General features: G+C 65.5%; 40 protein-coding genes and 2 tRNA genes. 15 read left to right on the forward strand and 27 right to left on the reverse strand.

Features of this window, described 5'->3' with window-relative positions; all coding sequences use genetic code 11:
- The 23 genes from rpmD to ACSC1S_RS11720 are packed head-to-tail and all read right to left on the reverse strand — an operon-like array spanning position 1 to position 12,252.
- Positions 1-465, reverse strand: a complete 465-nt coding sequence (gene rpmD / locus ACSC1S_RS11610; RefSeq protein ID WP_435319060.1) for a 50S ribosomal protein L30 — start codon at positions 463-465, stop codon at positions 1-3.
- Positions 465-1,106, reverse strand: coding sequence for a 30S ribosomal protein S5 (locus ACSC1S_RS11615; RefSeq protein WP_435319061.1), 642 nt, complete (start codon positions 1,104-1,106; stop codon positions 465-467). The genes rpmD and ACSC1S_RS11615 overlap by 1 nt, the downstream gene beginning before the upstream one ends.
- A 4-nt stretch (positions 1,107-1,110) precedes the next feature.
- Positions 1,111-1,662 (reverse strand): 50S ribosomal protein L18, encoded by a 552-nt coding sequence (locus ACSC1S_RS11620; protein ID WP_435364425.1) that lies wholly within the window; start codon positions 1,660-1,662, stop codon positions 1,111-1,113.
- Positions 1,663-2,112, reverse strand: a complete 450-nt coding sequence (locus ACSC1S_RS11625; protein WP_435364426.1) for a 50S ribosomal protein L19e — start codon at positions 2,110-2,112, stop codon at positions 1,663-1,665.
- Positions 2,105-2,818: a 50S ribosomal protein L32e gene (locus tag ACSC1S_RS11630; RefSeq protein WP_261652015.1), complete on the reverse strand. Its 714-nt coding sequence runs from the start codon at positions 2,816-2,818 to the stop codon at positions 2,105-2,107. The genes ACSC1S_RS11625 and ACSC1S_RS11630 overlap by 8 nt, the downstream gene beginning before the upstream one ends.
- Before the next feature lie 3 nt (positions 2,819-2,821).
- Positions 2,822-3,355, reverse strand: coding sequence for a 50S ribosomal protein L6 (locus tag ACSC1S_RS11635; RefSeq protein ID WP_435319062.1), 534 nt, complete (start codon positions 3,353-3,355; stop codon positions 2,822-2,824).
- A 3-nt stretch (positions 3,356-3,358) separates the two neighbouring features.
- A complete protein-coding gene (locus tag ACSC1S_RS11640; protein WP_261652017.1) occupies positions 3,359-3,751 on the reverse strand; it encodes a 30S ribosomal protein S8 in 393 nt (130 codons plus the stop codon).
- A 2-nt stretch (positions 3,752-3,753) separates the two neighbouring features.
- Positions 3,754-3,930 (reverse strand): 30S ribosomal protein S14, encoded by a 177-nt coding sequence (locus ACSC1S_RS11645; protein ID WP_435364427.1) that lies wholly within the window; start codon positions 3,928-3,930, stop codon positions 3,754-3,756.
- Positions 3,923-4,447: a 50S ribosomal protein L5 gene (locus tag ACSC1S_RS11650; RefSeq protein WP_261652019.1), complete on the reverse strand. Its 525-nt coding sequence runs from the start codon at positions 4,445-4,447 to the stop codon at positions 3,923-3,925. Before ACSC1S_RS11650 ends, ACSC1S_RS11645 begins: the two co-directional genes overlap by 8 nt.
- Complete coding sequence (locus tag ACSC1S_RS11655; protein ID WP_435364428.1) at positions 4,444-5,145, reverse strand: 30S ribosomal protein S4e; 702 nt, start codon at positions 5,143-5,145, stop codon at positions 4,444-4,446. Before ACSC1S_RS11655 ends, ACSC1S_RS11650 begins: the two co-directional genes overlap by 4 nt.
- Positions 5,142-5,498 (reverse strand): 50S ribosomal protein L24, encoded by a 357-nt coding sequence (rplX, locus tag ACSC1S_RS11660; protein ID WP_435364429.1) that lies wholly within the window; start codon positions 5,496-5,498, stop codon positions 5,142-5,144. The genes ACSC1S_RS11655 and rplX overlap by 4 nt, the downstream gene beginning before the upstream one ends.
- The gene (locus ACSC1S_RS11665) at positions 5,495-5,893 is read right to left on the reverse strand and encodes a 50S ribosomal protein L14 (protein ID WP_261652022.1); all 399 of its coding nucleotides are present in this window, start codon (positions 5,891-5,893) and stop codon (positions 5,495-5,497) included. The genes rplX and ACSC1S_RS11665 overlap by 4 nt, the downstream gene beginning before the upstream one ends.
- Positions 5,893-6,246, reverse strand: a complete 354-nt coding sequence (locus tag ACSC1S_RS11670; RefSeq protein WP_261652023.1) for a 30S ribosomal protein S17 — start codon at positions 6,244-6,246, stop codon at positions 5,893-5,895. The genes ACSC1S_RS11665 and ACSC1S_RS11670 overlap by 1 nt, the downstream gene beginning before the upstream one ends.
- Positions 6,237-6,602 carry a ribonuclease P protein component 1 gene (locus ACSC1S_RS11675; RefSeq protein WP_435364430.1) on the reverse strand — a complete coding sequence of 122 codons (366 nt, stop codon included), beginning with the start codon at positions 6,600-6,602 and terminating at the stop codon, positions 6,237-6,239. The genes ACSC1S_RS11670 and ACSC1S_RS11675 overlap by 10 nt, the downstream gene beginning before the upstream one ends.
- 5 nt (positions 6,603-6,607) lie before the next feature.
- A complete protein-coding gene (gene rpmC, locus ACSC1S_RS11680; RefSeq protein WP_435364431.1) occupies positions 6,608-6,823 on the reverse strand; it encodes a 50S ribosomal protein L29 in 216 nt (71 codons plus the stop codon).
- Between the two features lie 3 nt (positions 6,824-6,826).
- On the reverse strand, positions 6,827-7,741 hold the full coding sequence (locus ACSC1S_RS11685) for a 30S ribosomal protein S3 (RefSeq protein WP_435364432.1): 915 nt from the start codon (positions 7,739-7,741) through the stop codon (positions 6,827-6,829).
- Entirely contained in the window at positions 7,741-8,202 is a 462-nt protein-coding gene (locus ACSC1S_RS11690; RefSeq protein ID WP_435364433.1) for a 50S ribosomal protein L22, read from the reverse strand. Before ACSC1S_RS11690 ends, ACSC1S_RS11685 begins: the two co-directional genes overlap by 1 nt.
- 8 nt (positions 8,203-8,210) lie before the next feature.
- On the reverse strand, positions 8,211-8,642 hold the full coding sequence (locus tag ACSC1S_RS11695) for a 30S ribosomal protein S19 (RefSeq protein WP_261652027.1): 432 nt from the start codon (positions 8,640-8,642) through the stop codon (positions 8,211-8,213).
- The gene (locus ACSC1S_RS11700) at positions 8,639-9,361 is read right to left on the reverse strand and encodes a 50S ribosomal protein L2 (RefSeq protein ID WP_261652028.1); all 723 of its coding nucleotides are present in this window, start codon (positions 9,359-9,361) and stop codon (positions 8,639-8,641) included. The genes ACSC1S_RS11695 and ACSC1S_RS11700 overlap by 4 nt, the downstream gene beginning before the upstream one ends.
- Positions 9,362-9,363: 2 nt before the next feature.
- Positions 9,364-9,615, reverse strand: coding sequence for a 50S ribosomal protein L23 (locus tag ACSC1S_RS11705; RefSeq protein ID WP_435364434.1), 252 nt, complete (start codon positions 9,613-9,615; stop codon positions 9,364-9,366).
- Entirely contained in the window at positions 9,612-10,364 is a 753-nt protein-coding gene (gene rpl4p / locus ACSC1S_RS11710) for a 50S ribosomal protein L4 (RefSeq protein ID WP_435364435.1), read from the reverse strand. Before rpl4p ends, ACSC1S_RS11705 begins: the two co-directional genes overlap by 4 nt.
- A 3-nt stretch (positions 10,365-10,367) precedes the next feature.
- Positions 10,368-11,393, reverse strand: coding sequence for a 50S ribosomal protein L3 (locus ACSC1S_RS11715; RefSeq protein ID WP_435319070.1), 1,026 nt, complete (start codon positions 11,391-11,393; stop codon positions 10,368-10,370).
- A gap of 4 nt (positions 11,394-11,397) precedes the next feature.
- The gene (locus ACSC1S_RS11720; protein WP_435364436.1) at positions 11,398-12,252 is read right to left on the reverse strand and encodes a putative RNA uridine N3 methyltransferase; all 855 of its coding nucleotides are present in this window, start codon (positions 12,250-12,252) and stop codon (positions 11,398-11,400) included.
- A 278-nt stretch (positions 12,253-12,530) separates the two neighbouring features.
- On the opposite strand from ACSC1S_RS11720, the gene ACSC1S_RS11725 reads away from it, so the two are divergent.
- The 13 genes from ACSC1S_RS11725 to ACSC1S_RS11785 all read left to right on the forward strand — a co-directional run bounded on the left by ACSC1S_RS11725 (position 12,531) and on the right by ACSC1S_RS11785 (position 18,939).
- Positions 12,531-12,601, forward strand: a tRNA-Gly gene (locus ACSC1S_RS11725).
- 302 nt (positions 12,602-12,903) lie between these two features.
- Entirely contained in the window at positions 12,904-13,164 is a 261-nt protein-coding gene (locus ACSC1S_RS11730) for a hypothetical protein (RefSeq protein ID WP_435364437.1), read from the forward strand.
- Positions 13,165-13,300: 136 nt separating this feature from the next.
- Positions 13,301-13,600, forward strand: a complete 300-nt coding sequence (locus tag ACSC1S_RS11735; protein ID WP_435364438.1) for a hypothetical protein — start codon at positions 13,301-13,303, stop codon at positions 13,598-13,600.
- A 53-nt stretch (positions 13,601-13,653) separates the two neighbouring features.
- Entirely contained in the window at positions 13,654-13,935 is a 282-nt protein-coding gene (locus ACSC1S_RS11740; protein WP_435319074.1) for a hypothetical protein, read from the forward strand.
- 61 nt (positions 13,936-13,996) lie between these two features.
- Complete coding sequence (locus ACSC1S_RS11745; protein ID WP_435319075.1) at positions 13,997-14,425, forward strand: NUDIX hydrolase; 429 nt, start codon at positions 13,997-13,999, stop codon at positions 14,423-14,425.
- A gap of 73 nt (positions 14,426-14,498) precedes the next feature.
- Positions 14,499-14,569, forward strand: a tRNA-Gly gene (locus tag ACSC1S_RS11750).
- A 351-nt stretch (positions 14,570-14,920) separates the two neighbouring features.
- Positions 14,921-15,535 (forward strand): hypothetical protein, encoded by a 615-nt coding sequence (locus tag ACSC1S_RS11755; protein WP_435364439.1) that lies wholly within the window; start codon positions 14,921-14,923, stop codon positions 15,533-15,535.
- 54 nt (positions 15,536-15,589) lie between these two features.
- Positions 15,590-15,850 carry a hypothetical protein gene (locus ACSC1S_RS11760; RefSeq protein WP_435364440.1) on the forward strand — a complete coding sequence of 87 codons (261 nt, stop codon included), beginning with the start codon at positions 15,590-15,592 and terminating at the stop codon, positions 15,848-15,850.
- 97 nt (positions 15,851-15,947) lie between these two features.
- Positions 15,948-16,400 carry a universal stress protein gene (locus ACSC1S_RS11765; protein WP_435364441.1) on the forward strand — a complete coding sequence of 151 codons (453 nt, stop codon included), beginning with the start codon at positions 15,948-15,950 and terminating at the stop codon, positions 16,398-16,400.
- The gene (locus ACSC1S_RS11770) at positions 16,397-16,729 is read left to right on the forward strand and encodes an MTH1187 family thiamine-binding protein (protein ID WP_435364442.1); all 333 of its coding nucleotides are present in this window, start codon (positions 16,397-16,399) and stop codon (positions 16,727-16,729) included. Before ACSC1S_RS11765 ends, ACSC1S_RS11770 begins: the two co-directional genes overlap by 4 nt.
- Before the next feature lie 45 nt (positions 16,730-16,774).
- The gene (gene mch, locus ACSC1S_RS11775) at positions 16,775-17,707 is read left to right on the forward strand and encodes a methenyltetrahydromethanopterin cyclohydrolase (protein ID WP_435364443.1); all 933 of its coding nucleotides are present in this window, start codon (positions 16,775-16,777) and stop codon (positions 17,705-17,707) included.
- The gene (locus ACSC1S_RS11780; RefSeq protein ID WP_435364444.1) at positions 17,704-18,198 is read left to right on the forward strand and encodes a double winged helix-containing putative transcriptional regulator; all 495 of its coding nucleotides are present in this window, start codon (positions 17,704-17,706) and stop codon (positions 18,196-18,198) included. Before mch ends, ACSC1S_RS11780 begins: the two co-directional genes overlap by 4 nt.
- Before the next feature lie 60 nt (positions 18,199-18,258).
- The gene (locus tag ACSC1S_RS11785; protein ID WP_435364445.1) at positions 18,259-18,939 is read left to right on the forward strand and encodes an HAD family hydrolase; all 681 of its coding nucleotides are present in this window, start codon (positions 18,259-18,261) and stop codon (positions 18,937-18,939) included.
- A 19-nt stretch (positions 18,940-18,958) separates the two neighbouring features.
- Here ACSC1S_RS11785 and ACSC1S_RS11790 read toward each other — a convergent pair whose 3' ends face one another.
- The 3 genes from ACSC1S_RS11790 to ACSC1S_RS11800 all read right to left on the reverse strand — a co-directional run bounded on the left by ACSC1S_RS11790 (position 18,959) and on the right by ACSC1S_RS11800 (position 22,355).
- Positions 18,959-19,909 carry a M48 family metallopeptidase gene (locus tag ACSC1S_RS11790; RefSeq protein WP_435364446.1) on the reverse strand — a complete coding sequence of 317 codons (951 nt, stop codon included), beginning with the start codon at positions 19,907-19,909 and terminating at the stop codon, positions 18,959-18,961.
- Between the two features lie 86 nt (positions 19,910-19,995).
- Positions 19,996-21,645, reverse strand: coding sequence for a GTPBP1 family GTP-binding protein (locus ACSC1S_RS11795; protein WP_435364447.1), 1,650 nt, complete (start codon positions 21,643-21,645; stop codon positions 19,996-19,998).
- Between the two features lie 134 nt (positions 21,646-21,779).
- Positions 21,780-22,355, reverse strand: coding sequence for a J domain-containing protein (locus ACSC1S_RS11800; protein WP_435364448.1), 576 nt, complete (start codon positions 22,353-22,355; stop codon positions 21,780-21,782).
- A 122-nt stretch (positions 22,356-22,477) separates the two neighbouring features.
- Between ACSC1S_RS11800 and ACSC1S_RS11805 the strand changes: the two genes are divergently transcribed.
- A complete protein-coding gene (locus tag ACSC1S_RS11805; protein ID WP_435364449.1) occupies positions 22,478-22,651 on the forward strand; it encodes a hypothetical protein in 174 nt (57 codons plus the stop codon).
- Between the two features lie 52 nt (positions 22,652-22,703).
- Here ACSC1S_RS11805 and pyrF read toward each other — a convergent pair whose 3' ends face one another.
- Positions 22,704-23,510: an orotidine-5'-phosphate decarboxylase gene (gene pyrF / locus ACSC1S_RS11810; protein ID WP_435364450.1), complete on the reverse strand. Its 807-nt coding sequence runs from the start codon at positions 23,508-23,510 to the stop codon at positions 22,704-22,706.
- A gap of 142 nt (positions 23,511-23,652) precedes the next feature.
- On the opposite strand from pyrF, the gene ACSC1S_RS11815 reads away from it, so the two are divergent.
- Complete coding sequence (locus ACSC1S_RS11815; protein WP_435364451.1) at positions 23,653-24,993, forward strand: TIGR00341 family protein; 1,341 nt, start codon at positions 23,653-23,655, stop codon at positions 24,991-24,993.
- Positions 24,994-25,004: the final 11 nt, after the last annotated feature.

The following is a 25,004-nucleotide window of genomic DNA, read 5'->3' on the forward strand; positions in this document are numbered from 1 at the left end:
TTATCGCATTGCCTTGAGGAGCTTGTCGATCTCCTCGGTCGTGTGCTTACCGAGCTCGCCACCTTCCTTGGTCGGGTGCTTGATACCGTCGTGACCCTTCCGCGGGGGGTGCAGGCGCAGCACCGGGGAGAGACCCTGCTCGCGCAGCGTCGTCTCCTCGGCCAGCAGCGCCTCGGCGAGACTGGCGATGTCGTCGTAGTCGGTGTTCTCGGCGACCCACTCATCGTCCACGTCGGCGTCACCCTCTGCGGGCTCGGAACGCGTACGGAGGACGACCTCCAGCACATCCTGGCTGGGCTCGCCCATCGCGACGTAGTCGTTCACCTTCGTGAGCATGCCACGGTAGGTGTCGCGCTCGGGAACGAGCGTGGCGTGGTTGACGCGGTGAAGATTCAGCATCTTCAGCGTGTCGTGGATGTCGCCGGACATGTCGACCTCACCGCGAATCTGGACGACTGCCTGCATTATTCGGCCACCTCCTCAGGTGTCTGCTGCCGGGCACGGCGCGACTGCGACGCGTTCTCCAGGGCGTTGAACGTTGCCTTGGCGAAGTTGACGGTCGTGCGCGTGTTCCCGTAGCTCTTCGTCCACGCGTCCTCGATACCGGCGAGCTCCAGCACCTTCCGAACGGTGTCGGACGCCGCCAGACCCAGCCCGAGCGGGGCCGGGATAAGCTCGACCTCGACGGACCCGGCTTTACCCGAGGTCCGGTGGGTGAGCGAGTGCGGCTTCGTGGAACGGTCTTCCCACGAACCGGAGCCGCGAGGCACGTCGATGATGTTCAGTTTCGCGATACCGATCGCCTTCTGGATGGCAGCCCCGACCTGGTCGTCTCGGCCTTCGGCGTACCCGACGTACCCGTCGCGGTTGCCGATGGCGACGACGCAGCGGAACTTCACACGGCGGCCAGAGTCGGTCATGCGCTGGACCATGTTGATGTCCAGCACTTCGTCGTCCAGTCCGGGGAGGAGCTGGTCGACGACCTCGGGCTCCTTCAGCGGGAGACCCGAGTTGAGGGCGGCTTCCATCGTATCGATGTCGCCCTCCTGTACCTTCTTGCCGAGTCGTGTGACGGGCTCCCAGCCGTCGTTATAATTTCGGGCCATATTGTTAGAGCTCCATCAGCGTCTCACGCACGTCGTCGAAGTGCGCGGGGAGGTCTGTTGCGTCGAAGTCGCCGCTGTACAGCGGCTCGTCGAGTTGCTCTGCGTACTCAGCGATGTGCTCGCCGCGGTTACGCGGCCAGTCAGCCAGCACGGCATCGTTGTGCGGGATCTCGAGACCGGCGTCGATAGCGCCCTCCTGGACGGCGAACACCTTCGAACCGGGCGTCGCCGTGTTGAGGCCGATGTCGAGCACGGCTTCGTCGAGACCTGCGTCGATGGCGCGCTTGCCCGCGAGGAGCCCAGTCAGGTACGCCGTCGGAAGGTTCCCCGTGGGAGCCTCCCAGCCGTACTCGGCCAGGTCCTGCGAGTGCGCACTCGCGAGTGTGTTGTCACCGTCGGGGCCGGGGGAGACCAGCTGCGCCGTCATGTGCTTGTTGCTCTTGCGTGCAACGAGCCGGGGTTTCCCGGATTTCAGCAGGCGCAACCTCTGATGGTAGTCGGTCCGGACCTCGCGGCGACGCCGCATCGGAACCTTGTATCGTGGTCCTGTCGCCATTTATTCGTCACCGTAGTTGTTGTCGATGTAGTTCAGCAGGTACTGGACGCTGCGGAACTCCCCGCCACGGGCCTTGTTGTAGAGCTCACGGTACTGCGTACGCGTGATCTCGCCGTTGCCGCGGAGTTCGTTGAGCTTCTTTCGCTGTGCACGGATCCGCTTTTGCCACTCCTTCTTCGAGTTGGCGCGACCGCCTTTCTTGCCCTTGCGCTTGCCCGGGCCCTTCTGGTGGCCGTAGGCGCGCTTGGCTTTGCGCTCGCGGGAGCGACCCTTGGAGTTGCCTTTCTTCTCTTTCGCTCGAATCGAGCCTTCGTCGACGAGCTCGCGGATGTCCTCACGGGTGATCGCTTCGGAGATGTCACCCTGCGAGTCGGGGTCGAACCAGACGCGGCTCTTCCCGCAGTCGAGGACGTCCGCAGCCAGTCGCTTCTGGGCTGCCAGATCAGTCATCTTGTTCCACCTCGACTTCCACGTAGGTCGGGTTCAGCACCCGAATCTCCTGTTCCTCTGCCTGTTCCTCGATACGCTCGCGCTTGCGAGCGCCGACGGTCGAGGCGATGCGCACTGCCTGGGTGTCGCCGTCGACACCCTCGAGGTCGTCCGTGTTGTGCACACGGACCTCGTCGAAGCCCGAGGGGTGCTTGCCGCGAACCTCGGTGGGCGTGCGGTAGCCAGCCTCGACCTTCGGGCCCTTACCCTTGATGCCACGGCGCTGCTTGGACAGGCCGCCGCGGGGTTTGCGCCACGAGGTCGGAGTGCGCTTCTTCTTGTGGTAGTCCTGGCGGTTGAACTGCGGCTTCCCGTCCTTCCGACGCTTCTGGAGCAGCTGCTCCGTCCGCTCGTCGAGTTCGGGGGTCTTCTCGACCAGCCCGCGGGGCTGCAGTTCGGTCTCGACGTCCTCGGCCGCCTCGGCCTCGGCTTCGTCTTCTTCCTCGCCTTCGATCTCTGCTTCGGTCTCCTCGGTCACTTCGAGGTCGCCGACGTCGGCCTTGATACGCGCAGCGAGCGCGTTCCCGATGCCCTCGACCTCTGCGAGGTCGGACTGGGAGGCCTTCTTGATGTCTTCGACGGTCTCGAAGCCGGCGTCGCGAAGGGCGTCCGCCTTCGTCTCGCCGACACCGCTGATGTCTTCGAGTTCCTGGGGTTCGTCTGCCATAGGTTAGGCACCTCCCTTGCGAGGCTTCTGCGTGATGTACACGCCGTCCTGGAAGACACGGGTGTCCTTGCCGCTGACGCGTGTCAGCTGCTCGATGTCGGCGGCGGTCTGCCCGACGTCCTCCTTGCTGGGGCCGCTGAGGGTCAGTGCTTCGCCGTCGACCTGCACCTGTGTGTCTCCGTGGATGTTCGTTCGTCGCGGTGCGCGCTCACCGAGGAAGTTCTCGATAACGACCTCACTGCCCTCGACGTTCACCTGCATCGGGAAGTGAGAGTAGAAGACTTCCATCTCGTACTCCCATCCCTCGGTGACGCCGTGGAACATGTTCGTGATGTGGCTCTCGAAGGTACCGACGGTCGAACGCGTCTTCGCGTTCTCGACGTCGGACTCGATGACCACCTGGTCGTCCTCGACGCTCACGGTGATGTCGGGGTACCAGAGGCGTCGTGTGACCGACCCCTCGGGACCGTCGACGGTGAGGTCGAGATGGTCCACCTCGGCGCTTACTTCGTCCGGAATGTCCAGTTCTACTCGCATTGTTTAGTAGACGTATGCGATCACCTGGCCGCCAACGCCCTGCTCGCGTGCATCGTAGTGGCTCATGACGCCCTGACTGGTCGTCACGATGAGCGCACCGTAGTCACGCGCGGGGAGATATCGCTTCTCCCACTTCTCGTACTCGTCTGCCGCGACGGAGTAACGAGGCTTGACGGGGCCGCATTCGTTGATCGCGCCTTTCAATTCGACCTCGAACCGACCGGACTTACCGTCGTCGACGAACTCGAAGCCGTCGATGTACCCGTGGTCGTAGAAGACCTCGAGGACGCTGCCGATCTGGTTCGACGCGGGCTTTACCGTGTGTGTGAGATGCCCAACGCTCTCTGCGTTGTTCACACCGGAGAGCGCGTTGCTGAATGGGTCGTTCGCTGTCATAATTATCGGTACTTTTTGAAGCCCATCTCACGGGCGATCTCCCGGAAGCACTGCCGACACAGCCAGATGTCGTACTTGCCAACGAGGCCCTGCTTGCGGCCACAGCGCTGGCACTCCTCGAACTGGCCGGTTCGCTTTGCGGCCTGCTCACCGGACTCTTGCTCTTGACTTTCACTCATCCTTGTTCACCTCGACGTCGAATTCCGATTCGAGGAACGCGACTGCGTCCTCGGGGGTGAGACGGTGACCCGCCGGAATCTGACGCGACCGCTTGTCGCGCTTCTTCACGCGGTAGCCCGGCCGGACGAGGTTGACCGTCACGTCCAGCCCGAAGATACCGATGTTCGGGTCGTACTCCTGCGACGGGAACTCGGTGTGCTCTTCGACACCGAAGCTGAAGTTCCCGGTCTGGTCGAACTGCTTCGCGTCGATCTCGGCGAGCGGCAGTGCGGTCTCGAGGAACTCGCGGGCCTCCGGACCGCGGAGGGTGACCTTCGCGCCGATCGGGTCGCCCTGGCGGATGCCGAAGTCCGGGAGGGTCGCCTTCGCCTGCGTGCGAACGGACTCCTGCCCGGTGACCTCCTCGAGGATGCCTTCAGCGTTCTGGAGTGCGCGGCCACCTTCGCCGACGCCCATGTGGACGACGACCTTCTCGACGGTGGGCGTGCGCATCTCGTGGAACTCGGCCTCGCTCATTCGTCATCACCTGTGAAGTTCTCGTCGATGACGACGACGTAGTTCTCGATGGTCTCGAACGAGCCGTCGTCCTGGTCGACGACGACGGTGTTGTTACCGGAGCCCATCGTCACCTGGATCTCGGAGATCTCGCCGACCTGGCCCGCGTGACTGCCCTTGACGGCGGTCACGAGCGCGCCTTCCTCGTACGGGAAGTGGGCGACGATCTCGTTGGTCTCGTTGTCGATGACGAGGGAGTCCTTCGTGCTGTACTCGCTGGCGTCCGCGAGCTGCAGGTTCTGACCGTCGTGGAGCGAGACCTGGGTCTCGCCACCGGTGACCTGCTGCTTGTCGACGATCTTGCCGAGCTTGGAGTCTGCCGCGTCCTCGTCGATGGGCGAGAGGGCCAGACGGCCACCCTCGTCCGGGAAGACGCGGTAGTACTCGTCACGCTCGGTGAAGGCGACGATGTCGAACATGCCGATGGGGCGCTGTTCGTCGGAGACCGCCTTGCCGTTGACCAGGATGGTGCCCTGGTTGAGGGCGTAGCGGGCTTCCTTCTTCGAGTCGACGTAACCGAGCACGTCGCGGAGCAGGATGACCAGCGGGACACCCTCCTCGCCGTGCGGGCCGGCGTCGGCCTTCACGGTGAACGTGTTGGTCTTGCGCTCGACGGGCCAGGACTTCGGAACGGAGAGTCGCTTCTGGTGCTTCGTCATTCTGCATCACCTTCCAGACGCGCCACCCGACGCTCGTCTTCGAGGTCGAGCTCCGTGATACGGACGTTCGAGGGCTCCAGACGGCGGGGTACCTCCTCGCCGTCGGCCTTCTCGAGCGTCACGTCCTCGACCGAGATGGTCGAGGACTTGAGGTCGACGTCGAGGACTTCGCCTTCTTCGCCGGCGAAGTCGCCGCGCATGACCTCGACCGTGTCGCCCTCGTTGACGCGGGCGCGACGGCGGCCGTACTCCTCACGGAGGTCCTCGGACAGCGTCGAACGGACCTGCTTCTGCTTCTTGTGCAGGGGTGCGCGTGCTGCCTGATTGCGCTGTTTGCGTGGTTGTCGTGTCATACTATCATCGTAGCCGTGGATGCGATGCTTCCGAATCGCTCTGCTACTTCACGCGCGATGGGGCCCTTGATCTCCGAGCCCTGCGGTTCCTCGTTCTCGTTGATGAGGACGGCCGCGTTGTCTTCGAACTTCACGCGCGTTCCGTCGGGACGACGGATCGGCTTGCGCTGCCGGATGATGACGGCTTCCTTGACCTGGCGACGCTCTTCGGGCGTCCCCTTGGTCACGGAGACGGTCACCTTGTCACCGATACCCCCCTTGGGGTGTCGGTTCTTGGTTCCGTGGTAGCCAGCGATGGAGATGATCTTCACCTCACGAGCGCCGGTGTTGTCGGAACACGTCAGCAGCGAGCCCTTCTCGAGGCCCTGAGTGACGTCGGCTTTGAGGGCCTCCATCACTCGTCACCTCCTCGGGGCTGGTAGGTGTCGTCGTGAGCGAGCTGCTCGACGACGACGTGGGCTTTCGTCTTCGAAAGTGGTCGTGTCTCTGCGATGCGAACCGTATCGCCAACCGTGAGGTCCATGCACGTCGGTGCATGGGCCGGGACCCGCGAACGCCGCTTCATGTAGCGGTCGTACTTGGGAACCCGGACGTCGTACTCACGTTCGACGATGACGGTTTTGTCCATGTCTGTGGAGGCTACCGTTCCTTCGAGTGTCTGGCCGCGCACGGCGAGTTCGCCGTGAAACGGGCAGTCGTCGTCGGAACAGGTACCCTCCGGTTCGGGTACGTTCAGTCCTATCGCCATTTCGAATCACCTGTGGTTTCGGTGCGAAGGGCGGGTCGTGAGAGCAGCCTGACTCCATCCACCGTAACGTAGGCAACGTCGTCGCCGGTAGGGATGCCCGGTTTCGACGTCGTCCCCAACCCCTTCTCGGGGTCGGCGGTTTCATCTGTGAGTCGGAACTCAAATACGGTGCCCTGCTTCGGCACCTGGCGCACCCGAGACTCGCCATCGACACGGTCCTCCACGTGGAGGGTCTGCATCGTCTCGATGACGATGCGGCCCGCTATCCCGACAAGGTCGGGGTTCGCGGCGTCGACGACCTCCACGTAGAGGCCGTTGAGTTCGTGTCGTGGGAGCGTCTCGGGTGTTAGCGCCATGGTGGTTAGTCTTCGTCCTCGAAGTCGCCTTCTTCCTGCTGGATCGTCTTGATCCGTGCGATGGTCTTGCGGAGCTCGCCGATGCGGCCCGGGTTCTCCGGGGCACCACCGGCGGCCTGCACGGCCTTCGCGTTCAGGAGTTCGGTTTCCAGTTCTTCGAGTTCTTCTTCGCGCTCACGCGGGGTGAGCTCGCGGACTTCTTCGGGGTGGAGAATCGCCATGTGTTATTCCTCCTCCTCGTCGTCGTCCATCTCCTCGACCATCGCGGCCGCCTCTTCTTCGACGGCCTCGTCGAGTTCTTCCAGTTCGTCTTCGATGTCGTCGTCGCCTTCGGGGACTTCGACCTCTTCGAACTCCTCGTCGGCGTCCTCGTCGAGGACCTCTTCGACGACTTCCTCGTCCGCGTCGGCCGCCTCCTCGGCGGCTTCCTCGGTCTGGGCCTCGTCGACGATCTCGTCGAGCTCCTCTTCGGGGGGCTCTTCGAGCAGTTCCTCGACTGCCTCGTTGGCCTCGACGGCCTCGGGGGCAACCTCGTTGACGTCTTCGCCCTCGTAGATCTCGAAGTCGTCGGGGAGCTCGGCCTCCGGCGGGATGATCTTCACCGTGACGCCGATGGTACCGAGCTTCATGACTGCCACACCCTGGCCTTCGTCGACGATCTCCTCTGCGGGCTCGCCGTTGTGCTTGATGTAGCCGTCGTTGAACTTCTCGACGCGCGAGCGCGCGCCGGTGACCTTCCCGCTCAGGACGATCTCGGCACCGAGGGCACCGGAGTCCATGATGCGTTCGAGCGTCGTGTGGCCGGCCTTACGGAAGTACCAGCCGCGCTCGAGCGCGTTCGCGAGGCGGTCGGCGACGATGCGTGCGTTGAGGTCGGGTTCTTCGACCTCCTGCACGTCGATCTGGGGGTCATCGAGGTTGAACTTCTCCTCGAGCATCGTCGTGACCTTCCGGATGTTCTCACCGCCCTTGCCGATGACCATACCGGGCTTCTCGGCTTTGAGCACGATCTGTGTGCCCATGGGCGTCTTGGCGACCTCCATGCCGCCGTAGCCAGCTCGACCGAGCTCTTCTGCGAAGAACTCGTCGATCTGGGACCGCTGCATACCGTCTCGGATGAACTGGTGTTCGTCTGCCATTAGTTCTCGACCTCCTCGACGATGATTTCGACGTCGACCTGCGGCGTGTTCCACGCCGTGGCACGTCCCATCGCGCGGGGCTTGCGGCCCGGCGACTCACCGACCTTGTGGGCTGCGACGTGGATGATCTCCATCGATTCGCCGTCGAAGCCCTGGTGGTCGGCGTTGGCTGCGACGTTCTCCAGCAGGTCGAGGAACGCCTTGCTGGCCTTCTCGGGGTAGCGGCCGGCGTCCCAGCCGTCGATGTCGGCCCTGTGGCCGACGCCGCTGTTGTGCTGCTTGAACGGAACGGACCGCTCGCCCTTGATGACCGCGTCGAGGTACTCCTGTGCCTCGGCGACGGTCTTGCCCTTGATCTCTCGGGCGATGGCCTTGCTGTGCTTGTTGCTCATGTGACGCTCCCGGAGCATGGCCTTGGCCGTCTTCTCCGGATCCGCGTCGACGCTGTAGTTGATTCCCATGGTATCGATCACTTCAGGGGCACGAACTTCGAGGAGCGCGTCGCACCGATACCCGCCTGTCCGTGCGTGACGGACGAGCGTGTGAGCTGGAACTCGCCAAGGTAGTGGCCGATCATCTCGGGCTTGACCTTGACGCGCTCGAACTCCTGACCCGTGTAGACGGCGAAGGTCAGGTCCACGAACTCCGGCAGCACCGGCATGTCGCGCAGGTGCGTGCGGATCGGGTTGTTGGCGCTCTCCTGTTCGTCGTAGTCGCGGGCCTTCTCGAGAAGCTTCTGCTTCTCGACGGAGAGACCGCGCTTGATGCTTCGCCGCATGCGGGCGGGGAGCTGTTCTGCGACTTCCTCGAGCTCCATCTCCTGCAGCTCGTCGAGCGTGTAGCCGCGGTAGGTGAACTCCTCGTCCTCGTCGCGGCCGGTTCTGTAGTCGGGTTGACTCATTTGTTACCACCTCGGCCGGTTCGCCGAGACGCGATGTCACCGACCTTCCGGCCCGGCGGTGCGTCGCGCGAGACGGACTTCGGTCGGCCCGGGTGCTGGCGGCCACCGCCACCGAACGGGTGGTCGACGGCGTTCATCGCCACGCCACGAACGTTCGGCCACTTGGTGCCGCGAGCCTTCATCTTGTGATACTTGTTCCCTGCCTTCACGAACGGCTTCTCCGTTCGGCCACCACCCGCGACCACACCGACCGTGGCGCGGCACTGCGGGTCGAGGCGCTTCATCTCGCCGCTGGGCAGCTGGACGACCGCAGCCTTGCGGTCGTGGGTGATGAGGTCGGCGCTCGTCCCGGACGCCCGGGCGAACTTCCCACCGTCACCGGGCTGACGCTCGATGTTGCACACCGGAACCCCTTCGGGGATCTCGGCGAGCGGGAGCGTGTTACCCGGTGCGATCTCGGCGGAGACACCGACCTGGATCTCGTCGCCCACGGTGATGCCCTCGGGCGCGAGCACGAGGCGCTGGTCGCCGTCCTCGAACTCGACGGCCACGACCGGTGCGGACCGGGCGGGGTCGTGTTCGATGTCGACGACGGTCCCGTTGACGACGTCCGATTCCTCAGGCGTCTTGTGCGAGAGCTCAGCCTTGTAGCGGTGCGAGGGGGCACGGAACGTCGGCCCACCGCGACCACGTCGCTGGCCCTGGATTCTTCGTCCCATTCTTAGAACACCCCGATACGAGAGGCGACTTCTTGTGCGTCGTCCTCCTCGGAGAGGCGGACGATGGCCTTCTTCTGGCCCTTCATCGTTACCTGCGTGTTGACTCCGACGACGGAGACCTCGAACTGCTCCTCGACAGCCTCGCGGATGTCGGGCTTGGCAGCGTCGAGGTCGACGACGAACTGGAGCTTGTTCTCGAAGTCCATGTCGTTCATCGCCTTCTCCGTCACGAGCGGGTACTGGATGACGCTCATCGGTCGGCCACCTCCGCGATGGCGGACTCGGTGAACACGGTCAGTCGACCGCCGTTCGCGCCGGGTGCGAGGTCTTCGACGTTCACGTTGGCTGCCGTCGCCACGTCAGCGCCGGCGAGGTTGCGTGCGGCCTTCGACGGGCCGGCCTCGCTGGAGGTCACGAACAGGATGGACTTGGGCTGCTTGTACTTGCGACCACGGGTCGTCCCGCGACCGGCGCGTACGGTCTTGCCCTCGTCTGCGCGCTCGATGTCGGCGTCAGCGCCGACGCCCTCGAGGAAGCTGACGACCTCCTTGGTCTTCAGCAGCTCTTCGAAGTCGTCGCTGACGACGAGCGGCAGATCGATATCCTCGTCGAACGCGTGACCGCGCTCGGCGACGCGCTCGGCGTCGACGGTCGCGGCGAGTGCGCTCCGGAACGCGAGTTTGCGTTCCTTCTTGTTGATCTGCTCACCGAGGTCCTTCTCTTCCTTCGGCGGGTGTGCCTTGCGCCCACCCACGGTCTGGGGGACACGGACACCCTGGCCGTTCGAGCGCGGCACGTGTGCCATGCCGCGGCCCGAACCCATCGATTCACCGGACGTACGCATGCCGGCGTAGTCGTCGGCACCGTACGGCTGTTTTCGGTTGGCCTGGGCGGCACGGACCGCACGCGTGATGAGGTCCGGACGGAAGGCCGTCTCGAAGACCTCGGGAAGGTCGAGCGTGTCGGCCTCGGAGCCGTCCAGGTCGTAGATTGTTGCCTGCATGGTTTATCCCTGGTTCGATGCTGTGGAAACGAAGCGCACCTCGGGGTCGAGGCGCGGCTGGTCGTTCGGTCGGATGGCCGGGCGGAAGCGCAGGAGGCGCTTGTCCGGACCGGGCAGCGAGCCCTTGACGAGGGTGAACGGGCCGCCGATTTCGCCGTAGTTGACGAAACCGCCGTCGACGTTCACGTCGTCGACATCCTCACCGTCGCCGATGCGGATGACGCGCTTGTTGAGCTCCGTGCGCTGGTGGTACCCCATCTGGCCCTGCTGCGGAACGGTCGAGCGAACGCGGCTCGGGTTCCACGGGCCGAGGTTACCGATGCGACGCCGCCATCCCTGGCGGGCGTGCTTGCCCTTACGCTTCTGGACGCCCCAGCGCTTGACCGGACCCTGGGTGCCCTTCCCCTTCGTGACGCCGGAGACGTCGGTGTACTCGCCGGCGCGGAAGGTGTCTTTCATCTCGTGCACGCCGCCGTCCTCGATAAGCTCGAGGCCGTAGTCGACGCGGTCCGCGAGGGAGCCACCGCCGATGCGGGTCTCCATCACGTCGGGCTTCTTCTTCGGCACCGACGGGACGTCGCTGGGGACGGTGTGCGTGATGGCACGAACGTCAGCGACCTTCCCTGCCTCGACGGCGTCGCGGAGTTCCTCCGCGTCGGCCTCGGGGCTGGGGTCCTCGGGGAGGTCCAGAACGCGGTCGAGTTCCTCGTGGAACTCGCCGGTCCAGACCTCGGTGAGGGGCTTCTTCCCGTACGGTGTGTCTTCGTACGCTCGCAGGGCCACCGCCCGCATGGGCGGGGTCTCCACGATGGTGACGGGGACGGTCTCCTCCATCCCTTCGCGGGGGGAGTCGGACTCGTCGTTGATCATCACCACGTGGGTCATGCCGGCTTTGTAGCCAGCGAAACCCTGCAGCGTCGGCTGTCCGTCGTCGTCCGGCCACGAGTTGAAGCGCGGGACCTCCGAGGTCGCACGCTTTCGCGGGCCGAACCCGAGCGAGCCTTTGCGTGGTCTGCTAGGTTGTGGCATTGTATCACTCGTTGAGTGTCAGGCAGGCAAGCGTCGCGAACAGAGCTTCCTCCGTTCTCACGACCTTGCTGCCCTGGTGCGGAATCGAGTTCAGCCAAAGGTCGAACCCTCCGGCGTTGGGTTCGGTGGCGTCCTCGTGTCGAGTGGCCAGTTGGGCCACGTCGATTCCGAGTATTTCAGGCAGCCCTCGCCCCGGTGACCCGAACACGACGGTCATGCCGTCGCGCTGGATCTGCCCGGTCAGGTTCGCGAGTCGCCCCACGGTGAGTTCCTCACCATGGCGCGAGGTCGCGATCCGGAGCCCCGCGTCGGGGCGGTCGAGCGCTGTCTGGAGGTCCGTGCGTTCGACGACCAGCCCACCGATGGGCTCGTCGACGAGTCGCGCACGGACCGGACGTCGCGAAGATACCCTGACGTTTACGCGCTCTCCCTCGTCTGGCACCGCCATATCGGGTGGTGCGACGAGCGAGATCGGGTGTTGCAGTCCGCAATTGACCCGGACGCGCCTGTCAGGTCCGACCTCGGTCACGATTCCCTGTCTTAACGACCCCGAACCGTCTGATTCGGAGCCGGTCTGTGGTGAGGCGCGGAGCGGCGGCAAGATACCGGCGTACTCCAGTTCGCTTCGATGCCCCCACGCCTCCTTTCGGAGGTAAGGGGGCGTCGTCGCGTATTCGAGTACGGTGCTTACGAACCCGCCACCCCATCTGGTCTCGCCGTCTTCGTCGGGGAAGACGACCAGCCTGTCTGCCCGGAATACCGTCGCCGCGCGGGCGACGTAGCCGACCTTACGAGTTGCCTCGCGTTTGTCTTCGGCTTCCCGGACGAGGGATGACGGCACGAGCACGCTGATGGTCATGCCGTGACGCTTCGACGCCTCGCCACTAGACTGTGCCGAATTTATTCTGGCCCAATGTAAAAGGGTGCCGGATTGGATTTTGGGTTGTGACGGCGACTCACGCCCGAATGTGGGTGTTTAGCGTTCACATGGTTGGAGCGTCATGCCCGCGTACGTGCGGGAATCAAGATAATATACCCAGTACCGCTGCGCAGTCTGGTGGTTTGTGTCTCCCATGGACCGTCCGATTCAGAAGCCTTATATCACATCCAGCAGTTACGTTTGAATGCAGACGAAGCGCACTGGTAGTGTAGTGGTATCACGTGACCTTGCCATGGTCACAACCTGGGTTCAAATCCCAGCCAGTGCATTTCTGCCGACGCAAATCGACGAGTGAAGCGAGTCGCATTTCTCGGTATTCAACGCCCACGAGCGACCGCGTTAGCGTGTCGCGAGAACAGCTGTGTTGCGAACGTCAGGTCGCGGGAGCGTGGCCGACTGCCTGTCATCCCCAGCCATGCTTGATATTCTCTAACAATGAGAATCTGCACTGTCCATATTCTGCTAGAAGTCCTATTGTTACCTGGTCAACTGAGGCACAGTGACCAGAAAGGGGGAAGAAAAATGATGAAACGTAGCCAACTGACCAGAACCCCTGTCCTCGGACGGGTGATGCGAGGAGGAGCGTTGGTCCTCTTCGGAGTGATCGCCGTCGGCGTCGTCGTGTTCGCTCCGCTGGCCGCGCTCGTGCTCGGCATCGGCATCCTCAGTCAACTCCCGTTGACCGAGGCTGTCATCTTCGTACTGGGCCTGGTCGTGTTCACGGTCGTGTACTGGGGGCTCGTCCGGGCCTCGGAGAGGAGCGGCCTCGCGCGCTGGGACGAGCAGGAACCTGACGACGACATGGTCGAAGGAGACTCGGTGGCGGGCTGAACGCTCCTCCCAGCACGTCGTTCTTCGTGTACGTATTTCGCGGCCGGCACGTAGTCCGCCCACCTCGTAGCCCGATTCAACTCCTCGTTTCGCTTCGGTAACCGGTATCAACGATTCTCACCTCTCTCTACGTGATATGAACGCTCTGTTCGCGGGGGGGTGGCGACCGTTCGTCAGGGACCTCCTGATAATCTTCGCCGTCCTGGTTCTCGTCGGCGTCACCTTCGCGGGGTACAACACGCTCACGTTCTTCGCGGTGATGGCTGCGAGGATGACACGCGATATATTCTTCACGGGGGTCGGGGACGGCGTGGGGATGTACCTCCTCATCGGGGGGTTCCTGTTCATCGAGGCGCTGGTCGCGGCGACCGGTATCGCACTGGTGAAGCGTCGGTTGCGGCGGTTGTTCCGGTCGCCGCCGTCGTCAGCGAGCTGAAACGCATGACGAACCAGGGAGACGGCTTTTAATTGGGGGGGCGTAGGAGAAACATGCACGAAACACGCGGCAGTCCCCGTTCGTTGGCCGGTTCGGTCGTTCGGCTGACGGCCATCCTGCTCGGGCTGGCACTAGTCGTGCCGGTCGCGTTCCTCGCGTGGTACCTCGGCATCGTCGTCGCGGACCTGTTCCAAGCACAGTTCGGACTACAGTACGGCCTGTGGTTCCACGTGGTCACGGCGGCAGTGTTCGTCGTCGAACTGGCGCTGGTCGCGACAGTGCTAGTCGTCCTCTTCCGACTGGCGACGAAGTTCTCACACTGGCTCGACGCGTAACACCGACGGACCGCACCGTCCCAGCGGAGATTTTTTACCGATCACCGGAGTCGCCGAGTACATGTCCTGGCGTGAAATCAGACCGATTGCAGTGGGGATTCTCTGGCGCGACGACGAACTTCTGCTCCAGCGTTTCGACGGCGAGGAGACGTTCTATCGACCGCTCGGGGGCGGGCTCGAATTCGAAGAGCGGGCTCGCGAAGCACTGGTCCGAGAGTTCCGCGAGGAACTCGACCGTGAGGTGACGCCCATCGAGCGACTCGGCGTGCTCGAGAACGTCTTCACCTTCGAGGGGACGCCAGGTCACGAGGTGGTGTTCGTGTTCGAAGCCGAGTTCGCGGACGACAGTGCCTACGAACGGGAGACACTCGATGGGTTCGAGGACAGCGGACAGGGGTCGTTCACTGCAAGGTGGGAACCGGTTTCGCAGTTCATCGACGGCGAGGCAACCCTCTATCCCGACGGCCTCGTCGGCCTTCTCGATGACTGACCACCCCGCTGTCGCCGACTCATATCGCAGGGTATTAAACCGACCAGCACATCGGTTCAGGTGAAGTCGAAGCGCACTGGTAGTGTAGTGGTATCACGTGACCTTGCCATGGTCACAACCTGGGTTCAAATCCCAGCCAGTGCACTTTTCCGAAATTCTACGCCGCGAGCAACCAGCTTGCTGTGTTGCGAGCACGACGTGAATTTCGAACGTGGAAGCGCTGGGATTTGAACCAGCGAGCGGTGCGCGGTTCGACGCAGAGCGAGAACCGCGACGCGAACGGTGAAGCCGTGAGCGTCAGCGGAGCGAGTGAGGTTCAAATCCCAGCCGATTCTTCGCCAACACAGCATCGGCCACCACCAGTTCTTGTTACCAATCGTGACACTCTCCAGAACAGACCTATAGGCCCGGTAACACCCTTCTGCAAGAGTTTCCGGATTTTCACATTCACTCCGGGGTGGGGCTTTTTATCGAACCCCGCGAGTCTGAAATACTATGAAACTGCTCCAACGACTCACCGGACTTTTCGGAAGCAAAGACGGGAGCCAGTCGCCCGAGGCCGCGACGGAACAGACGGCGTCACCGACCTCGCCCACGGACGCGTCGGTCCCACCGCAGTCGACACCGGACTCACCGACTTCGGAACCGCCGACACCGGCAGGCGGGGGCGGGACCGAGTCCGAGGGAGCTGTCGAGGAGGCGGAAGCCCCCGTCGAAGCCGAGGCACCCGCGCCAGAGCCGGAGCCCGAACCCCGGGACCGGACGGAGGTGTTCCGCGAGCAGGCGGCGGCGTGCGTCGAGGACTGGCCGGCCGCAGAGCTGGATTACTCCCTGGCGTCGCTGGAGCGACTCGACGACCTGGCCACCGAGTTGGCGGCGGAGGGAGACCGTGACAAGCAACTCGTGCTGTCGCTGGGGAGTTACTTCGGTGAAACGCTCCTGCGCGAGGCCGAGGGGGAGTGGCAGAAACCGGACAGTGGCGCGTGGGCAGTCGTCCTCACGGGCGAGGAGACCGACATCACCCTGAACGTCTTCCAGATCGCCGACAGCGCGCTCGCGGGGACGAGCCGGTTCGCGGCGACGTACCGGTCGGTCGAACAGCGACTCTGATACAGCACCGTCCTGTCCGAAACCTCTTTATTCTCTTGTTCTAACATTTTCTGCATGGAACTGAGCCCGCTGTACGGCGGCCTGTCGTTCGTCCGTGAATCCGTGCTCGTTCGCTGGGTCGTGCTCCCCCTGGTCCTCCTCGGGGCCGCCCTGTTCCCCGTCGGGCTGACCATGTCGCGGCTCTCCGGCTCGCAGGTCGCCGAGGTGGTGCTGTACTTCATGCTCCTCTCCGGCGGCGTGATGTGCGTGGGGCTGCTCGCCGAGTACCTGCTGAAGCGGCTCCTCTCGTCCGACCAGGAGCGCGAGTACTACTGACGCTGACACGGCCTCGTCGGTGCCCATTCCGGCGCTACGGGTGACACTGTATCGCTCGGGCAACCTTTTTTTCACCCCCTCTCGAACAGCGGTAGATATGGAACGCGCACTCGCCGTCATCCGCAACGATTCAGACCAGACCAAGTCCCTCATCCGAGAGGCTGGAGAGATCGCCGCCGGGACAGGAGCCGAGCTCTACCTGCTTCACGTCCTCCCCGAGGAGGAGTACGAGGACATCATGTCGTCGCGACTGGAGAGCGACGGAAAGAGCTTCCCGCTCGACGAGGCCGAGATGGAAGCCGAACACTTCGCGACACAGGTCGGCCACAAGTCGCTCGAGGGCATCGACGTCGAGTACGAGGTACTCGGGACCGTCGGCCGCGAGGAGACCGCCATCCTCGACGTGGCCGACGAGCGCGACTGCGACCACGTCTTCATCTCGGGGCGCAAGCGCTCGCCCAGCGGGAAGGCGCTGTTCGGTGACCTCACCCAGCGCATCCTGCTCAACTTCGAGGGACGGGTGACGGTCCAGCTCCACGAGGAGGAATGACGGTCGTCGCCTTCCTCTCGGTCGCGCCGGTCATCGAGGGGAGCATGGCCAGTGAGGTCGCGAAGGCGGTCGCTGCCCTCGACGACTTCGACGTGAGCTACGAGACGACCCCGATGGGGACGACCATCGAAGCAGCGGACGCGGCGACGGTGTTCGCCGCCGCCCAGGCCGCCCACGAGGCGGTCGACGGTGACCGCGTCTCGACGTTACTGAAGATAGACGACAAGCGGACCAAGACCACGACGGCGGGCGAGAAGGTCGAGGCGGTCGAAGGGCATCTCGGCCGCCCCCCCCCCGGAGCGAGCCCGGGGAGTAGCGACGGGCGCTGAGTCGAGAACTGAAGCCCTTTATCCGGAGCCGCACAACCCTCGCGCATGGAGAGTCTCAACCGGATGGCCATCGAGCTCGTCGACGAGGCCATCGATTTCGCGGAGGTACTCGATATCGGGGCGTACGAACTGGAGAACGAGGCGACGGTACTCGACTTCGGCGTGGATTTCCGCGGCGGCGTCGAGGCCGGCGTCCTCCTCGCGGAGATACAGACGGGCGGCCTCGCGACGGTCCAGTCCCGGATGGGCGAGGTGGCGGGCGCGCCGATGCGCTACGTGGACGTGACGACCGACCACCCCGAGCTGGCCCTGCTGTGTTCGCAGAAAGCCGGCTGGGAGGTCAGCGTCGAGGACTTCGAGGGACTCGGAAGCGGCCCGGCCCGCGCCCTCGTCGGCACCGAGGACGTGTTCCAGCGCGTCGGCTACCACGACGCGTTCGACCTCACCGTCCTGACCATCGAGGCCGACGCGCTCCCGGGTGAGGCCGTCGCCGAACACGTCGCGGACCTGACCGAGACGAACACGTCGAGCGTCTTCCTCGCGGGCTTCCGGACCGCCAGCCTCGCGGGCAGCATCAGCATCGGTGCCCGGGCCGCCGAACTGGCCGCGTTCCGGCTCTCGGAACTGGGCTACGACCCGCTCGACCTCGTCTCGGTCTCGGGCACCGCTCCGGTCGCGCCGGTCGCCCCCTCGGAGGAGGAGGCCATGGCCCGGACCAACGACGCGCTGGCCTACGGCGGGCAGGTCACCCTCACCGTCGAGGAGGACTTCGACCGCTTCGACGAGGTCGTCTCGACCGCCAACGACCAGTACGGCGAGCCGTTCGCCGAGATATTCGAGGAGATCGACTGGGACTTCCACGAGCTCGACGAGAGCGTGTTCGCCCCGGCACAGATCACGGTCGACGTGCTGGGCGGCCCGACCCACGTCTTCGGGGAGACGGACGAGGAGCTGCTGGCCGAGTCGTTCGGACTGTGAAGTTCAAACACGTCCCCCCCGCGCCCGACTCGCTCGACTTCGTCGAGACGGCCCAGCGTGCGGTCCCCCTGGTCCCCGGGAGCGAGGACGACTGCTGTGCCCGCATGCTCCAGCGGACGGACCTCGTCTCCCGCGACCAGGCCGCGACGTGGCTGACGTTCCTCCGGGGGGTCGGTCTCGCGAAAGAGGGCCAGAACGGCTTCTCGCGCATCCGCCAGGAGCCGACCCGTGAGCACCTCCAGACGGCGTTTCTGGAGGGCGTCTTCGGCGCGAACGACGTACTCGACATCCTCCGGGCGGCCGACGAACCGCTCCCTGCCGACGAGGTGTTCGCCCGCTACCGCGACGACGTGCCCCAGTGGGAGCGCCACAAGAACCCCAACACGTGGGAGGAGGTCTGGACCGAGAAGGTCGAGTACGAGCTGGACTGGCTGGTGCTGCTCGACCTCGCCGAGAAGACCGACGACGGCTACCGGGCGGTCCGAGTCTGACCCCCGAGGCGTGCCGGGTCGCCACCTCATTTATCTCGCTGGCGGGCCGACTCTCTCCCGATGCCCGCACCCGTCGACACCGTCCTGTTCGACCTCGACGACACGCTGTGTTCGTACCGACGCTCGGTCCCCGAGATGCTCGACCTCGCCTTCGAGACCGTCGGCGTCGACCCGTTCTTCGAGGCGACCGACTACTACGCGCGCTACGACGAGTTCGTGACGGACGCATCGGGGATGCGTGAACTGCGCGAGCAGTGCTTCGCCAGCCTGGCGGCGGACGCCGGCAGGGACCCCGACCTCGGTCGTGAACTCGCCACGGTCTACGACGCGGAGCGCGACCAGTCGAACGTGGAACCGCTCCCCGGCGCTGCCGAGGCGGTCACGTCCCTCGCGGCCGACTACCGCCTCGCAGTCGTCACCAACGGGTCCCCCGAGATGCAGTCCCAGAAACTCGGTGCCCTCCCGTTCGCCGATGCGTTCGAGCACGTCGTCCACGCCGGCTACGACACGCCCGCGAAGCCCGCGCCCGACGCGTTCCACCGCGTCCTCGACCTGCTCGGGAGCGACGCCAGAAACACGGTTCACGTCGGGAACTCACTGCGCTCGGACGTGGCCGGGGCGCAGGCTGCCGGGGTCCGGGCCGCGTGGCTCGCGGTGGATGGAGGAAGCCCGGGAGCGGACTCGCCGACCCCGGAGTACGTGCTCGGGTCGCTCGGAGAACTGACCGACCCGCCCTGGTAGTCGCGCGCCCCGACGCCACTCACTGTATCTCGATGCGGTGCCACGTCGATTCCGCCCGCTCGACCAGTCGCTCGATTCGCTCCTGCATCGGTGGATGCGTCGCCAGCAGTCGCGTAAGCGTCCCTTCCTCGGTCCCATGGATGTAGAGCGACGACAACAGCCCGCCCGGCGGTTCCGAAGCGCGTTCGATGCGTGCCAGCGCCCGGGCCAGCGCCATCGGTTTCTCCGTCACCGCGACCGCCCGGTCGTCGGCCGCGATCTCCCGCCGCCGGGAGTGTGCTCGAAGCGCCAACGTCAACACCAGCATCACGACCATCACGGCAGAGGCGACCTGCGCGTGCGTCCGCGTGAGGTGTTCGCTGAACGGCCGCGGTCGCTCCCCGCGGACCCAGCGCAATGCTCGTCGGAACCCGGCGACGAACAGGCCGACCGGGAGCAACAGCAGGAAGACGAAGCCGCTGAGGGTCTGGCCGACGCTGAACCCGAGCGTCTGCACCAGGCTGTCGCGGCTCTCCAGGTGGGCGAGTTCGTGGGCGACGATGGTCTCCAGTTCGTCCAGCGAAAGCAGGCGGAAGAGGCTCGCGTCGAGGACGACGACGCCGCGCTTTCTGCCACCCAGCGCGAGCGCGTTCGGGGCGTGCATCTGTGCGATGAGCAGCTGCGGGCGGACGATTCCCATCCGGTCGGCCAGCCCGTCGACCCGGGCGTGGAGTTGGGGGGCGCGCTCCCGCGGCAGGTCGACCGCGTCGAGCGAGGAGAGGAGCCGTGCGGTCCCACCGCGGTAGCTCGCGTAGCCGAAGACGAGCGACGACCCGAGCAAGGCGGCGGTGAACAGCACCGGGTCGGGCCGGCTGAGCCAGAGCGAGGTGGCGACCTCGACCAGGAGCGAGCCCACCAGTAGATAGCACGCGACCAGAACCAGCCCGGTCAGCGCCATGTAGAAGCGAACGGCCGGCGAGCGACGTTCCATTCGTGCCAGCAGGTAGGACGCCAGCAAAAAAACATGTATCGGGTGACCGAACCACCCCCGGTCAGGGGTGCTTGGTCGGCCGCAGGTCACTCCCGATAGACGTTCGTGACCGTCCCGACGCCCTTGGACTGGCCCTCACGGAAGACGAAGCGCTGGCCCTCCTCGACCATGTAGGGCCGGAACTTGAACCGGACGCGGGTGCGGCCCTTGTCGCCGGGCAGGAGCCGCCCTTCCTCTGGCGAGAAGATGGAGGCCTCGCTGATGGTCTCGAGGTGGACGACCGGCTCGTAGCCGTCGCCGATGCGGGTCGGGTGGTTGAGCACCATCACCTCGGCGTCGAACTCGCGGACCGTCACCGGCTCGCTGTCGCGGGGGACCAGCGCCATCCCGCGCTCTATCTCGTTCTCGGCGACGCCCTTGAGCGCGATACCGACGATGCGGCCCGCCTTGGCCTCGTCGACGCGGTGGTAGTGCATCTCGATGGAGCGGGCCTCGACCTCGCGCCAGGAGCCGTCGGGCATCGGGCCGAGCAGGAGTTCGTCGCCGGCCTCGATCTCGCCGGACATGATGGTCCCGGAGGCGACCGCGCCGACCCCGGTGACGGAGTAGGTCCGGTCGATGTACATCCGGAAGTCACCCTCGACGCCGGCGGTCTTCGGGAGGCGCTCGAACAGCTCGTCGAGGGTGTCGAGGCCGTCCATCGTGACCGAACTGGTCGTGAGGATGGGGACGACCACGTCGCTGATCTCTTCGACGGCGGCGTCGACCCCGTGGCGGTCGACCCGCAGGGGCGTCTTGCCCACGTCGCGGAGCAGTCGCTCGACCTCGCGTTCGACCTCCTCCAGACGCTCCTGGTCGACGATGTCCTTCTTCGTCAGGACGACGATGGTCGGGAGGTCCGTCGCGAGCAGGACGCCGAGGTGTTCGCGAGTGGTCTTTGTCGGGCCATCGTCGGCCGCGACCGTCAGCAGGCCGTAGTCGAGCTTCTGCCCGACCAGCCCCCGAATCGTGGTCCGGAGCCACGGCTCGTGGCCGACCGTGTCGACGAACGAGACGAGGCGGTCGGACTCCGTGACGATGCGGGCCCGGTCCTGCTTGCGGTGCGGGTTGTTCATGTGGACCGGGCCGTCGTCGTTGAAGCCGTAGACGGCGTAGGAGAGGTCCGCGGACAGCCCGCGTTCGACCTCGTGTGGCTTTACGTCCAGATAACTGCGGGTCGCCCCGTCGCCGTTGTCCGGTTGTCCGGTGACGAGCGAGCCGACCAGCGTGGACTTCCCGTGGTCGACGTGCCCGGCGGTCCCGACCACGATGTGCTCGTCGTCGGTCTCCAGCACGCCACCTTCGCGGATCTCGGCGACGCCGACGATACCGCGCTCCCTGGCGTCTGTGTGGTCACCGCGTGTCCCGCGGTGGGCCCCGTCGTCGGTGACGCCCCACGTCTGGACGTTCTCGATGTGGGCACCGGCCTCCTCGGCGAGCAGGCTCAACACGTCCATCGTCTCCGAGAAGACCGCAGGTTCGATACCGGCGAGGCCGCCGTCGTCCGTGACGCCGACCACGTACATCGCGTGGCCGTCACCCGAAAGGACGCGGTGGCGCAGTTGCGCCGCCAGACTCTCTCGCCGGCCATCGGCGAGGTGGACGTCCTTCGAGAGTCGCTCCTTGAACTCGACGTTGCCGCCCTCTTGCTCACCGCGTTCGAGGGCTTGCTCCAACACGGCCCGGTCAGGGCTCATACCTCCGGGTTAGGAGACAGGTGGCAAAAGACTTCTCGTCTTATGACAATTGTTATCACATTACGGTCTGAGGGGACGGGAGCGCTCTCCGGCACACCGGGTATCCCGGGGCGTGGACAGGGAATCGCCGCAACTCACCAGTCGTCTTTGAGCCGTTCGTACGCCGCCTTCACCCGTTTGAACGACTCCTCGTCGCCATCGGGAGTGTCCGGGTGGACCTCCTTGACCTTCTTGCGGTACGCCTCCCGGACCCGTTCCTCGTCGGCGTCTCGTCCCAGGCCGAGCGTCGAGAGGGCCTCCGACCGGGTCGGACCGTCGTCCATCCGGGGTCGGCGTCGCTGGCGACGCTGTCGGCGACGGCCGCTGTCGGAGACGCGGCCAGCCTGTCGGAACCGGTCGCGGCGGCGGCGCTCCTGGGCCGCACGGCGTGCCTCGCGGGCGAACCGGCTTCGGCCGCCGCGAGCGCCCTCCCGGGCCTTCTGCTCGGCGGTTCGGCGGCGTTCGCCGGGGGCGTCGGCGTACGTCCCGCCGGCCACCTTCTCCTGGAGTTTCCCGCTCGCCTGGAACCACATGAAGTAGGTGGTGGCGGCGAACGGGAGCGCGACCCCGAGGACGAAGAACTCGCGCGTGACGATGGCCACGACCGCGAGCACCGTCGTCAGGCCGGCGAAGACGGCGGCCAACCCGAACAGCAGTGGCGAATCTCGCACGCTGTGACTCTATGTGCCACGCTACCCTAAACGACTCGGTGGAGTGCAGGATACGGGGTGTCCGCGCGGTCGCTGGCACCGCAGGCCGAGCACTCAAGAGGCAGGGTGTGCTATCTCCTCACATGAGCGTCGCAGGCCTCTGCCAGATCTGCGAGGAAGCCCGCGCACGCCAGCACTGCAACCGCTGTGGGGCGATGGTCTGTCAGACCCACTTCGACCGCGAGCACGGGATGTGCCTCGACTGTGCGCGCCGGGCGGACCCCAGCGGGGTCGAGGGCGACACCTACCAGCTCTGAGTCGGCGGCGATACCGGGGCCGCGGCGATACCGGGGCTGCGCTGGTGCCGGCTCAGTCGCGGTACTGGTTCAGCCGCGTCTTCAGCCGCCTGGCCGCCTGTCCGGCCGCCTGGAAGAACTCCTTCTCGCCGCGAGCGTTCTCGCCGGCGAAGATGATACCTCGCGAGGAGTTCACGAGCCCGACTCCATCAGCGAGACCGAATTCGACTGCGGCCTCGGCGTCGCCGCCCTGTGCGCCAACCCCCGGGACCAGGAACGGGATATCGGGGACCTGTTCGCGCAGTTCCTCGAGTTCGTCCGGGGTGGTCGCGCCGACGACCAGCCCGACGTTCCCGTGTTCGTTCCACAGGTCCGCGAGCGCGGCGACCCGCTCGTACAGGGGCTCGCCGGAGGCGAGTTCGAGGTCCTGCAGGTCCGCCCCGCCCGGGTTCGAGGTGCGACAGAGGATGAAGACGCCCTTGTCGGCCCGCGAGAGGAACGGGTCGAGGGAGTCCCGACCCATGTACGGGTTCACCGTGATGGCGTCGGCGTAGTCCAACAACTCGGCGTACTGCCGGGTCGTGTTCCCGATGTCGGCACGCTTGGCGTCGAGCAGGACAGGAACGTCCTTCCCGTGGGCGTAGGCGATGGTCTCGCGCAGGGCGGCCCAGCCGTCGCCGTCCTCGTAGAACGCCGCATTGGGCTTGAAACAGGCCGCGTGCTCGTGTGTCGCGTCGATGATTCGGCGGTTGAACGCCCACCGGGGCAGGTCGTGGTCCGCGAGGAACTCGGGAATCCGGGCCGGGTCAGGGTCCAGCCCGACCGAAACGACCGTGTCCTTGTCCCGAATCCGCTGCCCGACGTGCTCGAAGAAGCTCATTTGTGTGGCGTGGGAGTGGGTCGATTAACAAGGTTGCTATCGCGGCGCGCCCTCGACGCTGTCTCGGGACGCCGGCAGTCCTCTGCGAGAGCTATCAGGAAACCGAATATCGCCTTAATCGGCCGAACCCCGTACTCTCTGCATGCGACTCGTCCAGGCGCTCATCCCGGAGGGTAAGCGAGAGAGTGTCCTCACCGTCCTCGACCGGGAGGGCATCGACTACGCCCTGTTCGAGGAGACCGGTCGGGGGGATTTCGAGGCCATGGTCCAGTTCCCGGTGCCGACCAACGGGCTCGAACCCGTCCTGAAGAAGCTCCGCATCGCGGGAATCCGAGAGGACTCCTACACCATCGTCCTCCCCGTCGAACTGGTCATCTCCCGGCAGTTCGAGGCGCTCCGCGAGAAGTACGCCAGCCTCCGGGTCTCCCGGGAAGAACTGAGCGCCCGGGCGTACGACCTCGCACCCGTCAACGAGACGTTCTTTCCGATGCTGTTCCTGAGCACCCTCATCGCCGCGACGGGCTTGCTCCAGAACTCCGCGGCGACCATCATCGGGGCGATGGTGGTCGCCCCGCTGATGGGACCGGCCATCGCGGCGAGCGTCGGGGCCGTCCTCGAAGACGACGAACTCGGGAGCCGTGGGATATACCTCCAGATTACGGGGCTCATCGGGGCCATCGCGCTCGGGTTCCTGGTCGGGGTCGTCGTGCAACAGACGGTTCTCGTCGAACCGGACCTCGCGATCAGGGAGGTCCCACAGATCATGGAACGGGTGCGACCGGGTATCCTGTCGCTGGTGCTCGCCCTGGGCTCCGGGGCAGCCGGGGCCATCAGTATCATGCGGGGGTCCGGGTCGACGCTCGTGGGTGTCGCCATCGCGGTGGCGCTCGTCCCCCCGGCGGCGACCGCCGGTCTCGCACTCTCCTACGGCGAGCCGCTGCTGGCGTTCGGCGGGGCGGTGCTCGTCGTCGTCAACCTGCTCGCCATCAACCTCTCGGCGCTCATCCTCTTCTGGCTCGCGGGCTACCGACCGGAGCGGCGGCTGGATGCCGAGCGGGCGCGAGCCGCCGTCAGGATGCGCACCGCGAGGCTCGTCGTGGCCATCGCCGTCCTCACCGTGCTCCTCGGGGCGGTCACCGTCACGACCCACGAGGTGCAATCGCTGGAGAAGTCGATGATAGCGGACCTCGAAGCGACCTTCGACGCCGGCGAGTACGGTCGGATGGCCTACCTCGACTCCGACATCGAGTACCTGCCTATCGACCACTTCCTGGGGAAGCCCGTCAGAGCGCGTGTGGTCCTCGGTTACCACGTCGACACGCAACCCCCGCCGGGGCTGGCCCACGAACTCGCAGACCGGCTCGAATCGAAGTACGGTCGGGAGTTCCGCCTGGAGGTCGTGTACGTGTCAGGCGAGCGGTCCTGGGTCCCGCGTGAAGGATCTGGCTCGACGATGCAGTCCACGCAGTCACAACTCACCTGACGCGAGTTCGA

This window comes from Haloarchaeobius pelagicus (genome assembly GCF_051207375.1).
Lineage (GTDB): Archaea > Halobacteriota > Halobacteria > Halobacteriales > Natrialbaceae > Haloarchaeobius.